The 15,871-nt window shown below is 63.5% G+C and carries 11 protein-coding genes; 7 read left to right on the top strand and 4 right to left on the bottom strand.

The genetic code is table 11. The features are described from left to right. Positions 1-5 precede the first annotated feature (5 nt). Positions 6-1,703: a methyl-accepting chemotaxis protein gene (locus XM1_RS03030; RefSeq protein ID WP_068429497.1), complete on the bottom strand. Its 1,698-nt coding sequence runs from the start codon at positions 1,701-1,703 to the stop codon at positions 6-8. A 283-nt stretch (positions 1,704-1,986) separates the two neighbouring features. Here XM1_RS03030 and XM1_RS03025 point away from each other — a divergent pair, with 283 nt between their 5' ends. From XM1_RS03025 to XM1_RS23845, 4 genes are all read left to right on the top strand, one after another. After that, positions 1,987-4,584 (top strand): response regulator, encoded by a 2,598-nt coding sequence (locus XM1_RS03025; RefSeq protein ID WP_172821879.1) that lies wholly within the window; start codon positions 1,987-1,989, stop codon positions 4,582-4,584. A gap of 88 nt (positions 4,585-4,672) precedes the next feature. Continuing rightward, positions 4,673-7,138, top strand: coding sequence for a cation:proton antiporter (locus XM1_RS03020; RefSeq protein ID WP_068429489.1), 2,466 nt, complete (start codon positions 4,673-4,675; stop codon positions 7,136-7,138). A gap of 73 nt (positions 7,139-7,211) precedes the next feature. Then, the gene (locus XM1_RS03015; protein ID WP_068429486.1) at positions 7,212-7,475 is read left to right on the top strand and encodes a hypothetical protein; all 264 of its coding nucleotides are present in this window, start codon (positions 7,212-7,214) and stop codon (positions 7,473-7,475) included. A 72-nt stretch (positions 7,476-7,547) separates the two neighbouring features. Next, positions 7,548-7,841: a hypothetical protein gene (locus tag XM1_RS23845; RefSeq protein ID WP_156428629.1), complete on the top strand. Its 294-nt coding sequence runs from the start codon at positions 7,548-7,550 to the stop codon at positions 7,839-7,841. Here XM1_RS23845 and XM1_RS03010 read toward each other — a convergent pair whose 3' ends face one another. Beyond that, positions 7,842-9,302, bottom strand: a complete 1,461-nt coding sequence (locus XM1_RS03010; RefSeq protein ID WP_068429483.1) for a hypothetical protein — start codon at positions 9,300-9,302, stop codon at positions 7,842-7,844. 69 nt (positions 9,303-9,371) lie between these two features. Beyond that, on the bottom strand, positions 9,372-9,875 hold the full coding sequence (locus XM1_RS03005) for a hypothetical protein (protein WP_156428628.1): 504 nt from the start codon (positions 9,873-9,875) through the stop codon (positions 9,372-9,374). 486 nt (positions 9,876-10,361) lie between these two features. Between XM1_RS03005 and XM1_RS02995 the strand changes: the two genes are divergently transcribed. Next, positions 10,362-10,625, top strand: coding sequence for a helix-turn-helix domain-containing protein (locus XM1_RS02995; protein WP_068429474.1), 264 nt, complete (start codon positions 10,362-10,364; stop codon positions 10,623-10,625). Between the two features lie 23 nt (positions 10,626-10,648). Here the strand turns inward: XM1_RS02995 and XM1_RS02990 are convergent, their stop codons facing one another. Then, a complete protein-coding gene (locus XM1_RS02990) occupies positions 10,649-10,918 on the bottom strand; it encodes a hypothetical protein (protein WP_068429471.1) in 270 nt (89 codons plus the stop codon). 586 nt (positions 10,919-11,504) lie between these two features. Between XM1_RS02990 and XM1_RS02985 the strand changes: the two genes are divergently transcribed. After that, entirely contained in the window at positions 11,505-13,172 is a 1,668-nt protein-coding gene (locus XM1_RS02985) for a tyrosine-type recombinase/integrase (RefSeq protein WP_172821878.1), read from the top strand. Between the two features lie 977 nt (positions 13,173-14,149). Continuing rightward, on the top strand, positions 14,150-15,871 hold the full coding sequence (locus XM1_RS24805; RefSeq protein ID WP_156428627.1) for an AAA domain-containing protein: 1,722 nt from the start codon (positions 14,150-14,152) through the stop codon (positions 15,869-15,871).

Here is a 15,871-nt window from a genome sequence, read left to right as displayed (position 1 = left end):
CTGCCTCAGGTCGCCTTGACGGCGGCCAGGAAGTTTTCGACCTCGGCGCGCATGGTTTCCGATTCGGCGCGCAGCTTGTCGGTCACCTCGACCATGCGGGCCGCCATCTCGCCGGTGTGGAGCGCCGCCCCCGACACCTCGCTGATGCCGGCCGAGACGGCGCGGTTGCCATGGGCCGATTCGTTGATGTTGCCGACGATGGATTGGGTGGCGGCGTTCTGCTCCTCCACCGCCGAGGCGATGGTCGAGACCACCTCGTCGGCCCTGACGATGGTGTCGTGGACGGTGGCCAGCGACGCGGCGGCGTTGCGGCTGGTGGCCTGGATGCCGCTGACCTGGTCGGCGATCTCCTCGGTGGCGCGCGCCGTCTGGCTGGCCAGGTGCTTGACCTCGTTGGCCACCACGGAAAAGCCCTTGCCCGCCTCGCCGGCCCGCTGCGCCTCGATGGAGGCGTTGAGCGCCAGCAGGTTGGTCTGGGCCGCGATCTCGCCGATCAGGGTGACGATCTCGCCGATCTTCTCGGCGGCCTCGGCCAGCTGGCCCATGGTGGAGTTGAGGCCCTGGATGCCCTCCACCGCCTCGCGGGTGATGGCGGTCGACGCGCCGACGCTGCGGCTGATCTCGCGGCCCGAGGCGCCCAGCTGCTCGGTCGAGCTGGCGACGGATTCCACGTTGGCGGCGGCCTGCTCGCCGGCCACCGCCACCTGCTGGGCCTGGCGCTCGGTCTCCTCGGCCACCGCCGACAGGGTGTGGGCGGTTTCGCGCACGTCCTCGACCGAATGGTTGACCACCGCCAGGACCCGGGTGGCGACCACGCCGAATTCCTCGGTCAGGCGCTGGCGCATCTGGGCGCGCTCGAGCAGCAGACGGTCGGCCGCCTGCTTCTGCGCCTCCAACTGGTCGGCGCGGATCATGCTTTCCTTGAACACCTCGACGGCGCGGGCCATGTCGCCGATCTCGTCCTGCTTGTCCACCAGGGGCACGCCCACCGTCTTGTCGCCCTTGGACAGGTGGGCCATGACCCCGCCCAGCCGATCCAGCGGCCGCACGATGCGAAAGCGGGTGAACCAGTAGAAGAACACCGCCAGCAACAGCAGCAGCAGGCCGTTGAACAGCATCACGCCGCCGACGGTGGCCGACACCGTCCAGGTGGCGTCCTCGACCCGGTCGGCGCTGTCCTTGTGTTCCTGCCGCAGCAGGGCTCCCAGCCGGTCGAGGGCGGCCAGGGCGGAGGCCTCGTCCACCGCGGCGCGGCCGTGGGCCTTGTCCGCAGGCTCCTTGCGGGCAAGGGCCTCGGTCACCTGGGGCATGGCGCGCTCATAGGCCGCCACCAGGGCCATGACCGTCTTCAGCGCTTCCTGCTCGTCCTTGGAGGCGCCGGCGGTGAGATAGGCCGGCTCGATCTCGCGCAGCCGGGCCAGATCGCGGGTCACCGCCTGGCGCAGCAGCGGATCATCGGTCAGCAGGTAATCGTGGAAGTGCTGGCTGAGGCCGCCGAAGCCCAGATGCTGGCGCAGATCCGACAGCAGCATCAACCGCCGGGCCAATCCGGTGTCGAAGTTCCGCCAGACCGACCCGATCTCGGCGACCTTGGCGAAACTGGCCACCGTGCCGCCGATTCCGGCGGCCAGCAGCAGGGCCATCAGCACCGAAATCAGGATGCCCACCAGCCGCAGCCGTATGTTCGAAATGAACCAAGCCATCCCTGCGGCACCCCGGCCGAGGGCGTTGAGATCCTGCGACGATACGTGCATATCCCCCACCATGGCGATCGTGTATCAATTCCCTGGGGTAGATTATCGCCACAGGCTTTCCGCCGGTAAATGGGTGGAACTACCCAAAACGAGCCTTTGGCGCTAGATTGGCTCCACATTCAGGGATACTGGCATGTCTTTTGAGAATTGGCGCAACTCAACACCACCAAATGGAGGAACACCCTCTATTACTTCCGGTTTGGTCGATATCTATCATGCTCATCATCCCCCGATGACCATGCTGCTCTATCTGGCATTGGTCACCGGCCTGACGGTGTCGCTTTACGGCGATCTCGATACGATTTCGCTGCTCGGCTGGTGGGCGGCTGTAGCAATCATCGTCGGCACGAGCCTGTGGCAGCAGCGGCGCTACGCCGCCGACCCCGGCCGCGCCGACCGCGCCGCTTACTGGATGCGGCGCTTCATCGCGCTGTCGGCGGCGAACGGCGTGGTGCTGGGGCTGGGCGCGCTGCTGTTCTTCGACCCCAGGCTGGGCGTCGACGCCCTGGTCCCGCTGGTCTTCGTGGTGGTCTTCTCGATCGCGGCCAGTCACGCCAAGATGGCCATTCCGCTTTGCGCCTATTTCACCTTCCTTCCCTCCCTGGCGCTGTCCATGGTCGCGGTGGCGCCCCGAGCCGGGGCGGGCAGCGGCTTCCTGCTGGTCTTCCTGATCGCCCTTGTCATCTTCGGCATCGGCTTCACCCGGTCCAGCCATCGGGCCCTGGACCGGATGCTGCGGCTCGGCCTCGCCAATGCCGACCTGATGGAGGAGCTCAGACGGGCGCGCGACCAGGCCGAATCGGCCAGCGAGGCGAAGTCCGCCTTCCTGGCGGTGGTCAGCCACGAAGTGCGGACTCCGCTCAACGCCATGATGGGAATGACCGAGCTCCTGACCGAGGCGCCGCTGGAGGAGGCCCACCGGCGGCGCCTCGACACCTTGCGCGCGGCGGGCGACCACATCCTGGGGCTGATCGAGGACATGCTGGACTTTTCACGCATCGAGGCGGGACGGGTCCAACTGGCGTCGAAGCCGTTCCACATCGGGGCGCTGGCCACGGAAACCGTCGACCTTCTCGGAGAGCAGGCCTATCGCAAGGGGCTGTCCCTGCGGGTGGAGATCGAGGACGGAGGATGGCCCTACCGCCAGGGCGACAGCCGGAGGCTGCGGCAGATTCTGGTCAATCTGCTGCACAACGCCATCAAGTACACCGAGGCCGGCACGATTCGCCTGTGCGTGGACGCATGCCGGGACGCGGTGGTCCGCTGCAGCATCGAGGACCAGGGGGCGGGCATCCCCCCCGACCGCCGCGAGGCCGTCTTCGAGCCGTTCCTGCGCGGCGAAAGCGCCTCCGCCCGGCACGAGGGAGCCGGGCTTGGGCTGGCCATCAGCCGCCGGCTGGTCGCGCTGATGGGCGGCTCGCTGTGGCTGGAGCCGCTGGAACAGGGAACCCGCTTCTGTTTCACCACGATCCTGCCCGCAGTGGTGGCGCCCGACACGGCGGACGAGCCCGCCCCCCAGCCCCTGACCTGCCGCGGGCGCGTCCTGGTGGCCGACGACAATCCGTTCGGCCGCGACATGGTGGCGGCCATGATGACCGCCCCCGGCCTGTTTCTCGACCTGGCCGACAACGGCACGCAGGCGGTGACCCAGGCGGCCCAGAACCGCTACGACCTGATCTTGCTGGATCAGCGCATGCCGGGCCTTGACGGTTCCCAGGCCCTGGCGGCCATCCGCCAGGGCGAAGCCCGGCACGGGCTGCCGCCGGTTCCGGTGGTGGCCATGACGGCGGGCATGCCCGGCAAGGTGCGGGCCGACTTCATCGCCGAGGGCTTCGCCGATTACCTCGCCAAGCCGTTTTCCCGGGCCGGCCTGGCCGAACTGCTGGCCCGCCACCTGCCGGGCCCCATCGCCCCGATGCCCGGCCATCCCCCCCTCGCCATCGCCGACGCCACGATCATCGCCCACTGCCGCGAGGACGCGGACAAGCTGGCGGCGGCGGTTACGGCGGCCAATCTGGAGGAAGCCGGCCACCTTGCCCATCGGCTGAAGGGAATCGGCATGGTCTTCGCCATGCCCGCCGTGGCCCGCGCCGCGGAAGCCATCGAATCCGCCCTTGCCGGCTCGAAGAACGCGTCCGCCCCGCAACTGGCCTGCCTCGACCACGCCTTGGCCGACGAGGCCCGCCGCCTCAGCCGCGACCGCCGCCGGCCGCAGGCCGCCGGCCCGGTGCGGGTGCTGCTGGTGGACGACCACGAAATGGTCCGCGACGGCCTGCGCGCCGTCTTCGGCAGCCAGCCGGATTTCGAAGTGGTGGGAGAGGCCGCCGACGGCCTGGACTGCATCCGCATGGTGGTGCGCCACCACCCGGACCTTGTCCTGATCGACCTGGCCATGCCGCGCATGAATGGCGCCGAGGCGGTTCCGGAAATCCGCAAGAGGGTGCCCGGCGCACGGGTGGTGATCCTGACCGGCGCCGCCTCGCCGGCCCTGATGCGCAGCGCCGCCGAGGCCGGGGCCGACGCCTTGGTGCGCAAGGACGTCTCGGCGGAGGAATTGCTGCGCACCCTGCGGGCGGTGCTGGCCGGACGCCCGCCGCCCGCCTTGACCCCACCCCCGGACGACGCGGCCCTGCCGCCCCTGACCCGACGCGAAAGACAGGTCCTCAAACTGATCGTCGAGGGTCGGCGCACCCGCGACATCGCCGGTCTGCTGGGTTTAAGCGAAAGGACCGTGGAAAAGCATCGGGCCAGCCTGGGACACAAGCTGGGAACCTCGACTCCTGCGGAAATGGCGGCCCTGGCCATCCGCCACGGCCTGACCGCCGACTGAGAGCCTTGCGCTGGCCCGGGCCGAGGGGCTACTCCTTTCGATGGGAGAAAATCAGGGGGCGGCCACCATGCATGGCATAGGGATGGTAATGCTCGGCGTAACCGGCCTTCTGGCGCTGGTGACGCTGATGGTTCCGGTGGCCGTTCGGGCCAATGTCGCCTTCTCGCTGGTGCTGGCCGCCGCCGGCATCGCGCTGGGCGGACTGGTCGGCACCGTGCCCCGGCTGGGCCTGGACGGCCCCGTCAACGACTTCTTCGCCGCCCTCGGCCATTTCGACCTGTCGTCCGAAGCCTTCATCCTGGTGTTCCTGCCGGTCCTGCTGTTCGAAACCGCCGTGGCCATCGACGTCCGCCGCCTGATGGACGACATCGCCCCCATCCTGGTGCTGGCGGTGGTGGCGGTGCTGGTTTCCACCTTCGTGGTCGGCTTCTCGCTGGCGGCGGCGACGGAGATGGGCATCATCGCCTGCCTGCTGCTGGCGGCCATCGTCTCGACCACCGACCCCATCGCGGTGGTGGGCATCTTCCGCGACCTGGGCGTCCCCCACCGGCTGAACCTGCTGGTGGAGGGGGAAAGCCTGTTCAACGACGCCGCCGCCATTTCGCTGTTCGCGCTGTTCGTGGGCATGCTGACCGGCGAGCGCCAGGCCGACGTCATGGACGGCGTCCTGGCCTTCGGACGGGGCTTCGCCGGCGGGCTGGCCTTCGGCTATGCCTGCGGACGCCTGGTGTGCTGGAGCTTCAACCTGCTGCGCGGCCAGAGCGCGGCGGAAATCACCCTGACGGTGGCGGCGGCCTATCTGGTCTTCCTGCTGGGCGAGCATTACCTGCACGTGTCCGGCGTGGTCGCGGTGGTGACCACCGCCCTGGTGGTCAGCTACGAAGGCCGCACCCGCGTCTCGCCCGAAACCTGGACCGCCCTGGTCGATATCTGGAAGCAGATCGGCTATTGGGCCAGTTCGCTGATCTTCCTGCTGGCCACCATGCGGGTTCCAGGCATGCTGGCCGGCATGAACGGCGGCGACCTGATCAGCCTGTCGGTGCTGATCGCCGCCGCCCTGGCGGCCCGCGCCCTGGTGCTGTTCGGCCTGTTCCCCGGATTGGCCGCCTTGGGCTGGGCCGAGCCGGTGAGCGCGCCCTTGCGGGCGGTCGTGCTGTGGGGCGGATTGCGCGGCGCGATCTCGCTGGCCCTGGCCCTGGCGGTGGTGGAGAACCCGGCGATCCCGGCGCAGGTGAAGTCCTTCGTCTCGGTGATGTGTACCGCCTTCGTCCTGTTCACCTTGTTCGTCAACGCGCCGTTGCTGCGGCCGATGATCCGCCTGCTGGGACTGGACCGGCTGTCGCCGTCGGACATGGCGGTGCGGGGCCGCGCCATCGCCACCGCCTTGACCGAAGTCCGCCGCAAGGTCGCCGACGCCGCCGCCGATTATGGAATCGAGCGCGGCCTGGCGGCCGAATTGGCCGACGGCTACACCGAACGCCTGGGAGCGGCCGAGGTTCAGGTGGCGGGCGCGGCGGCGCTCAGCCTGGACGAGGACATCCGCAGCGGATTGATGATGCTGGCCAGCCGGGAACAGGCCTGCTATCTGCGCCACTATCGCGACGGCACCGTCTCGGGCCGGATCACCCGCACCCTGCTGGCGGGCGCCGCCCGGATCGAGGACGGCGTCAAGACCGGCGGCGAAGCGGGGTACGACGCCGGCCATCTCTCGTTCCTGTCGTTCTCCTGGCGGTTCCGTCTGGCCCTGGCGCTTCAGCGCCGGACCGGAATCGAATCCCTCCTGGCCGACGAGATCACCACCCGTTTCGAAGTGCTGCTGATGGTCCAGGCGGCATTACGCGAACTGCTGGAATTCGCCTGGGCCAAGCTGCCCCTGATGATCCATCAGGACGCCGCCGTGGTGGTCACCGCCACCATCGAACGGCGCCTGGAAAGCGTCGATACGGGACTGGCCGCCCTGCGCCTGCAATACGCCGATTTTTCACGGGAACTGCAGCTCCGATACCTGGAACGCGCAGCCGTCCGCATCGAGGAGGCCGAGTACCAGCGCCTGCGCGCCGAGGCCGCCATCAGCCATGAGGTTCTGAGCGATCTTCTCGCCGACCTGGGCCAGCGGTCGCGCCGGCTGGCCAAACGGCTGCCCATCGACCTCCAGCTCAGCCCCGAGCGTATGGTCGCCAAGGTGCCGACCTTTACCGGCCTTCCGCCGGAACAGGTCGGCCTGATCACCAGGGTCCTGCGCCCGCTGGTCACGGTTCCGGGCGAAACCATCCTGCGGCGCGGCGATCCGGGCTACGCCATGTACTTCATCACCTCGGGCGCGGTGGAGGTCCGGGTGTCGCCGACGCCGATCCGCCTGGGCAGCGGCGATTTCTTCGGCGAGATGGCGCTGGTTTCACAGGGCCGGCGCAGCGCCGACGTGGTGTCGCTCGGCTTTTGCTCGCTGCTGGTTCTGCAGGCCCGCGACTTCGACGCCCTGCTGGCGGCCAGTCCCACCCTGCGGGACCGCATCCACGAGACATCGCGCCGACGCCGGCACAATTCCTCCGCCTGAAGGCTCTGCAGCTTCCTGGCTTGCTACCGCGCGACGGCATCAAGGTGATGTTCGCAATATCATTCCACCCGGTATGAAATGGATCGCCTTTTGCCGCCACCTTCACTCGGTCGCCATTCCAGTCTTCCACCAGCATGACTTGGTCGGCTTTCACGACCTTCGCGCCGGCTATGCGTGTGAACGCTACGCCCATCTCACCGGGCAGCCCGCCCCCTGCGTCGCAGGACACCGTCAGGCCGACAAGGATGCCGACCAAGCAGCCCGATTGGTGATCGCGCACGAACTTGGGCACGGGCGGATCGATGTCGTCGGCGCCTGTGTGGGCAGCAGCCGATGAGCCGCCCGGCATCGCAAGCCGAGGCCATGCGGCTGGCTCGGGCGATCCCGGCCCGGCGCCCGGGGAACGACCGTGGCGGGGCATCTCGACCGGGCCGAGTTGATCGCGGATGTGATCTGGCGGCGGTTCAATGTCGGCCCCCACCAGTGGAAAGCCAGGCATCTGCGCTGGTACCTGGACCGGGCCTGCGCCGATCTGGCGCCGACTACCCGCTATGACCGCTGGCGAACCATCCGGTCCCTGGCGGTGGCGCTGGGGCGCCTGGAACACCTTAAGGGGCCATGGCCGAGGCCGAGCGGCGATGGGGCAGAACCTCTGGGGGCAGGGCGACCGCCCAAGCTTCCCGGCCGGGGCGGCGCACGGTGATCACAGCAACCCCAATTCCTCGCCAAAACCTTGGGTGAACTCGCCCGGGTCGAAGCTGTCCATGACCGAGGTGAAGGCGTTGGTGGTCTTGGGGCCGATCTGATTGTCTTCCTCGAGCGGCTGCCAGTTCTCTACTGCATCCGGACCGACACGGTTGAGGGTGCGCTGGAGCGCCTCACCGGAATCGTCGCCGAACAGCGAGGTGGTCATGCCTCCCAGGCCCGAGGCATCACCGCCCTTGGCCTCTTCGGCGAAGCCCTTGAAGCGGCCAAGGCTCAGGGCACCGTCCACCTTGTCCTCGCCATGGCCGGCCAAGGCGGATTTCAAGGCGAAATCGGTCTTCGGGCCGTAATCACCGTCCACCTTCAGCCGGTCCTGCGGCGTGTAGTCGCCCCAGACGGGAGAGCGTTCGGCGGGCGGGTTGGCGTCGTTCAGCATGTTGAGTCCGTCCTGCAGCGCCTTGACCGAGGGCTCATAGCCGTCCGTCTGGGCGATGCCGGTGAGCTTGTCGCCCATGCGGGCCGAGGCCTGCCACAGATCCCCGCCATCCTTGGCGAGATGCGGCGCCGGTTCCTCGGGAATGGCGCGGATGGGAAGCGGCTCGACGGGCTTGCCGCCCTCATATTGCTGCTCGCCCTCGCCGTAATTGGTGGTGTGCCAGTCCTGCACCTTCTCATAGAGGTGGGCCTTCAGGGGATCGCCGGCATTGGTACCGGCGAAGTCGCCCTGGGCGGAGTTCAGCACGTCCTTCATCTCGGACTCGGTCCAGGTGTCCACGGGTTTGAGCAGGGCGGATTGGGCCGGCTGGTCGATGGGCCGGGCCGCCAGGTCGCGCATGGACTGGATGCGCGAGTCCAGGTTGGCCGTTCGTTCCGAGGCGCCCGCCTGCTCCATGACTTTCTCGGTCTCGGCCGCCTCGTTGGCGAGGCCGCCAACGGAATCAGTGGCGTCAGAGCGTTTGTCCACCCCAGCATGGGGATCGGTGCCGCCGGGATACATGCCATCCTCGGGGAAGGTCAGGGGGCGATTGGGTTCGGGATACTTGGCATTGCGATAGAGTGCAGCTCCCGACATCTGCTTATCCTGCTCCAGTGTCATCACCTGACCGACATTCTTGTCGATACCGGCGGCACTGAGTGCGCCATTGGCGAAGTCGACACAGTTGCGGTCATTCAGGTCGTATTTGCCGGGGTTCTTCTCGTTGTGTTCGAAATATTCCTTCACGCGATCGAACTGCTCAGGGGTCAGGGGGATTTCGTCGGATTTCAGGATGCCGACCTTATTGACCCGTGATTCGTCGTTATCGACCGCCCCGGCGACTGGCAGAGTCGCGCCCGCCAGGAGCGACTTTCCCGAAGCGGCGCGGAAGCCCCGAATTGTCGATGTTTCACCGTCACTGATTTCCACGCTGAAATGGCCGACGGGGCCACCCGCGCTGTGGATGATCATCTTGCATCCCATGTCGATTCTCCAAAAGAAAAGGGGGAGGCTTTTGGGCCTCCCCCTTGGTGTTACGGACAGAACTGTCGGCTAATCTATGCGCATGCGGATTGTCTCTCGCTCACTCTTGAACGCAAGGATGACTGCAGGATGCCACATCCTCTCTGGCTGGGCGCAATCCTCGTGGAGATACGAGCGGACGAACTCTTTTTTCTGGAGCAGATATTTGCATGGGTTGATAGCCGCATCGACCGTCAACCCTAGTTTCGAAGCATCCTGAAGGGCCGTTTCCGGCATCTCTAGGGCGACGCAATCTTCCAGAATCCACCATCGACAATATTTGGCACGAGAGCCTCGGATCGGCCTGAAGCAGGCCGGATTGTCGACGTCCTTTTTCCCGCCGCATCGATCGGGGGCATCGGAGGGAGACACGCCGTGAGCCGCCCGAATCGCAAACTCCTGATCGCTGGTCCCCTTCCAACTTGTACTGAAATAGGCCGTCAGAAATATCCCGGCCCATCCGAGTGCCAGTAGAACCAGGAACGTCCCGACAACCAGTTTGGCCGTCGCCCATATGCCTGGAATACGTTCCATCCTGGCCCCAGACATGGTTGTGATGTTGACGGGTGACATTACCAATGGGCGTCGCGGCTGTCAATCACGTTTTGTTCTCATTATGGCGTGCGCCGGTCTCACGCGCCGGGCCGACTGTCCCATGGCCAATCTCCTATTTTCCTGGTTCGTAATTGTAGTCGTCGAAGGCCGGGTCTCCACCAGGAAGCCCTCGTATGCGGCGTTGACGCTGGTCCGCCCTCCTCCAAAGACCCTGGCCTCGCTGCTGTTCTCGACCGAGCGCAGAGAACCGTCGATGCGCCAGAATTTGACGTCATGGAGTGCCCACAGATTCTCTTCCATCCCTGACGGGTGGGGCTGAACAGGAGCGGCTGAAAGAATGTCGGCCATTGAGAGCGTCCCTTCCTGACGGTTCTGAGGGGCAATCAGGCTCGGCCAATCTATCCAAAGTTTGGAAAACGCAATCTGCGACTACCCGTTTCCCATTGCCACGGAACAGCTGGTGAAATGGTACGGGCCAAATCGCAGTACCCAGAGATTTACCGGCGCTTCGGCCAATTGCTGGCGGAAGAGCGGACGAGCCGTGGCCTGTCTCAGAGCGAGGTGGCCCGCCGCCTTGGCAAGCCGCCGTCCGCCGTGTGGAAGTACGAAAATGGCGAGCTTCGGCTGGACGTGGTGGAGTTCCTGGCCTTCGCCAAGGCGGTAGGCTTTGATCCGCTCGACCTGATGCGCCGCCTTGCCGTTCAGGACGAACAGAGCCCCGATCCGTAGGCGAACCGGGGCTCCGTCATTTCCTATGCTTTCCTCGGCCGACCCCGGCGGCGGGTCGGCTTCGACGGCACTTCGTGCCCGTGCAGCCAAGCCAGCACACTGGGGGGCCAGAACAGGACGGTGGCCTGACGGCTGCTCCCCACTTTCATGCGGGGCGGAGCATCACGACCGCGCTTCACCCTGTCGCGCAGGGTGTCTTCCGCCATGCGCAGGAAATAGGCGGTCTCGGCATAGGTCCAGGGAATGGTGAAATTGAGGGAAATGGCCTTCGTCTCGGTGGATTGGTCAGACATGGAGGGGCTCCCGGCGCCGGCCGAAGCCGGCGTCTAGGGGCGTCGCGCTCCTCGGGACCGCATGTGCGGATCGCCGGCGCGACGTCGCCGCCCGCGAATGAGGGCGGCGGGAGATCTGGGGAAGTTGATGCGCCGAAGGGCCGAGAGGTCCAACGGGGCGGCCGGTTCGCGGGGAAACGGCGAAACTCGCGAGGCGAGGGCAGCGTTCGGTCGGCTGACCGGGGCAACTACGATACCCCGTCGGAGACACCAAACGGCCCCGACTTCCTCACCCTAGCACCGGAACCGGCGGCGGGCAAGGTGAGGCGTTCCCCGTCGTGGTGTAATTTTGGTGTACCGGGGTGCAAATTTTGGCCCCGATGAGGCCCCCAAGCCCACCCCAAGATGCCCCCATATTTGGCGCTATCTCATTGAATTTACTGGCGAAAAATTGGCGTCCCGGAAGGGAAGAAACCTTCAATTTCAATAAGTTACTGAGTTATTGAAAATAAATGGTTTTTCGGCTCAAAATGGTAAACACAAATGGTAAACATGCCCTTGTGGGGGTGCTATGGCAGTGGTTTGGCGGGGGGCATCCTGTCGCTTTGTGATCCGGGTGCCGGAAGACCTTGTGACCACCTTAGGAAAGCAGATCTCTGAGACCCAGAAGGGGCTATCGCCTGCTGTTCCAATGCGACGGATAAAAGATCTCGAGCTGCAGTGGCGGGCCTCAAAAAAGGAGATGTTCGAGCAAGTTCGAACTGCGTCAAACGGATCCCACTACATTTCTCGGCTGGAACTTCGTCAGGCTGCCAGGGATGCGGCATTGCGCGGCGTTGGGCATTTTCCCGATCCCATCACAACCAGTGGCCTCGGGGTTGGTGGAATGGCGCCACCCCCGCCAACGGTTGGGGAACTTCGCGCCGAACTGGATGCCATCGGGGTGACATCCAAGATTTATGCCGATGGCTGGATAAACGACAAGGGATGGGTGTTGGCGAAGGAGGGGTATGACTTCTTTTTGGGCTGCGTCCGGAACGCACTTGAAGATCGGATTGCCTATGACCTCATGAAGCATCTGGGGCACATAGATGATCGTGGAGGCGATCTGGCGACGCAATTAATGCTGCATCCTGCTCGCTCCCCAGGTGAAAAATCGATCCTTAACCAGAATAAAATTGATGATGCTGAGTGGAATCTCGGCCGCCGTCGCCTGACGTTGATACAGGCAATCGGTGAGTTTAAGCAGAGAAATGACTTTGATCGGCTGCGCTACACAACCAAGATGACATTTGAAGATACATTTGTTGTTTTAACCGCAAAGTTCGGGGCGACCCGTGAGGTTCACACTATTGTCCCCGAAGATTTTTCAGCTCTCGGCGCAGATTTGCCGAAGCTGCCACTCTATATGAAGCGAAAGATTAAAGACGGATATAAGCTTGAAGCCTTAACCAAGGAAAATGATGAGAAAATTGCAAAGGCAACCGTAAACCGTCATATTAGCAATATTAAGCAGATATGGAAGTGGCTCGCCGCCCAGCGCCTGATAAAGCATGATTCAACTGGTGAACTTAGAACAACCAAGGGGGAGCAAAAGCACCCGCGTCAGGTTCTGACTTCCGATGACATAAAGAATATTTTTATTTTGAAGGCTGAGGAGATTCATGGTGGCGACATGAACTCGATGAATTTCTGGCTGCCGTGGATTGGGCTGTACACGGGGGCAAGACGGGGCGAGATTGCCCAGCTAACGCCAAACGATATACGAATGTATGCAGGCGTTGAGTGCTTCCATATCGAAACACTCGAAGACAATGGCGCGATATCAGAAAAAACAATTAAGACAAACGCATCTCGGCGAGTTGTGCCTGTTCACTCGAAGCTTATTCAGCTTGGCCTGCTTGATTTTCGTGAGCGAGCAAAGGCGAATGAGAATGGCAAGCTTTTCTGCGAGTTGACGTGGAATCGCACCCATAGATGGATGGGAAGAGTCGAAAAATATTTGTCGCGGGTGCTGCACCCTGTAATGGGCGGGCGCCAATCGGGGAAGACATTCCATTCCTTCCGACACACCGTCAACAATCGGCTGCTTTGGAAGGCCGAGGTCGATCCTGGCATCGTTGACGCGCTGCTTGGCTGGTCGTCGGAGGAGCGCAAGGACGTCACGGCAGAGATCAAGAAAGACCTCATGCGTATGCACTATGGCAAGGCCACCCTGGCGATTGACCGTTTGAGGGATGGCATCGAAAAACTCGTCTTTCCCGAGCTTGATTGACAGCTGAATGATGGGGGCCATGACAGTCACCGAGACGATATCGCGATCAGGAGGACTGCGGCTCCCAGCCGATGTGACCATCGAAGATATTCTTGGCCAGATCACGCTGCCTTTACCGTCCCAGATGCCCCCCATACCCTCTGGGTCTTCTGGAGTGGTGGCTTCGATAATCAGAACCCCTTGCCAGGAACCGTGCCTGCATGACGCGGTTTACGTCGGCTACCACCTCATCCCAGCATCCCTGACAGCAAGAGTTCGTCCGGGATGCGACGTCCATGAACTGCTCTATCTGCTCGAGGCCGCTACGCCCCATGTGCCGATAGGTCGGTGTTCGTGCTGTCATGCTCCTGGCCGGGAAACCACAGGGGTGGATTTCCAAGATCTGGCCTGCCACCTGGAGATTGATCGGCAATCACCCGATGAAAGCTATGAGCACCTCGGGGTGTGGTCGTCTTTTGTGGGCGATCATTGTTGGACCACCCTTGGACTTCATTGGGTTATCCGTACCACTCGTTTGGAAAAGTCGTGGCTACGTCCCGGATGCCGACCTTTTCGCCGAGTTGGATATCTTTGGGGTCGAAAGCCTTAATTTTCATCGTGGGGCCTGACGTCTAGCGCGGGTGGATGCTGTGCTCTTAACACGGTACGGTAACTGCCGTAATATCCCATGATGGGGTCAGATCTGGTCACTGTTTGTCTCTGGCGTTTTCTCTATGATGCCGGTCGATTAGTGTCAAAACTGGACACATTACGGTGAGCCTGCGCTCTTCCTTGGCTTGACAATGCGGTAGCTCTGGCTAGGTTGTTCAACTGCCAATTTGCGCAGAAGAATCGCGTTTACACCTTGCGAAACGTCACACAGGGGCGGCATCCGGCAGGCTTAAACTGAGAAGGTTTGGGGGGAGCGTCAGAGTTACGTGCGGTCAGATATTCTCCAGTGGCTAGCGACCTCGAAGAATGGGCTCGAAATTCGAGCCTTGGCGAAGGCGCTTGGCTGGGACGATTTAATATCCCTGAACCGAGAGCTTCTTTCGCTCCAGAGCAATGGATACACAAGAATATCGCAGAATCGCTGGCAGGTTACGCCGAGTGGCCGACAGACGGTAATCGCGAATACCAAAAAGCCAACCAGTCGATCTCAGGCCGTCAAGGTTGAGAAATCTGGCAGCAAGCTCGAGACTGCAGCACCGGCAAAAACCTCCAATAAGATAGATGCTGACGCGCTGGCCACCATCCCTGTGCAGGCGCGCCGTCAGCAAGAAGCTGTTACCAATGTTTCCGCCACACGGTCCCAGGGGGGGCTCAATGTTCCCGCTCTGCTGTCATACTACCGCGCTTGCCTGTCTATCGAAGACCGGAGCGACCCGAAGGCAGGCTGGGACGAGGCTGGAACTCGGTTTGCGCCCGTTCGTCTGAGCGGGCCTTGGTGGCCAACGGATGGTCGTCCAGCAATTCTCACTGTCGCCCGGTCACTATTGCCTGAAGGTTTCCAACAGGCGATGGGGCGCTCCACCGGCGACGGAACGATTCATCTCGGCTTCCCACTCGACGTTTTCGGTCAAAAGTCCGCCGGGATCATGGTGCGCGCTGTGTGCTCAGTGCCTTTGCGCTGGAAGGCCACGCAGGACGATGTCGTCGTTTTTGAGACCGTAGAGACCAGCGTCACCCTCAATGCTGGGTGGATGGCCTATCACCGTAAGCATGTGAATTTCCAGGCGTTGGCGGAACGCATCGGTAATGGTGTGGTCGACGACGACACGGAGGATGGAGAGGCTGATGCGCTGCAGACGCAGCAATTCGACCTCAAAGAACTCTGCCTTTTGCTCAACATGGCGTTTGCCAAGAAGCGAAATGGCGACCTGAAGCCGGAAGCCACCGACTTCAGCCTTCCTTCGTCAGTGGGCATGCACAACGTCGCTGCCTTGTTTGTGACCAGCGGCGCCCGTTATTCCGCCGCCTCTATCCGTGACCTCGAGGTCCTGTCCAAGGCCCCGGTGACGGAACACCAAGGGACAGCCTTGGGCACGTTGCTCGGCCTTACGCCTCCTGCCCGGACGGATGATAATGCCGTTCTCGAGCCTATCGACCTAACTTACAGCCAACTGGCTGCCGTCAGGAGTGCGCTGTCCGAACCACTGACTGTCATCACCGGGCCGCCCGGGACTGGCAAATCTCAGGTGGTGACCGCCATTTTAGGCAGCGCCGCAGCACACGGGCGCACCGTACTTTTTGCCAGCCGAAACCATGCGGCGCTGGATGCCGTGGAGCCTAGGCTGGCCGAGTTGTCGCCAGACCGGCCGCTCATGGTGCGCTTTAGTCGACGTTGGGGCGACGGGACGTCGGTGCGCATCGCCGACCTTATCCGCGCCATTGTTGCTCGACCCGTGACTGCCCAGGATGCTGGGGCCCCCGACAACTTGATTATGTCGCTCTCTCACCTGGATAAGGAGAGGGCCGCGGTAATGGGCCGCGCGGCCAAAATAGCCTTGGATCGTGAAGCGGTTGCAGCGCTATGCTGCCGTCAGCTTGATCAGATGCGGGGTAATCAGATACTGCCCAAGCGCCGCCGTGGTGGTCAGCGAGACTCGGCCCGCGACAAGCTGTTCGCGCTCGGCGATTGCCCGTGCGGCATCGTCGGCGGCGGTGATCGACGGCTTTGCCATGTCATAGATGCGCTGCCCCTCATCCGTCAGCGATAG

Origin of the sequence: Magnetospirillum sp. XM-1, assembly GCF_001511835.1 — a bacterium.
Classification (GTDB): Bacteria; Pseudomonadota; Alphaproteobacteria; order Rhodospirillales; family Magnetospirillaceae; genus Phaeospirillum.
Note: the sequence above shows the minus strand (reverse complement) of the source record. Positions and strands in the feature narration are given on the sequence as shown.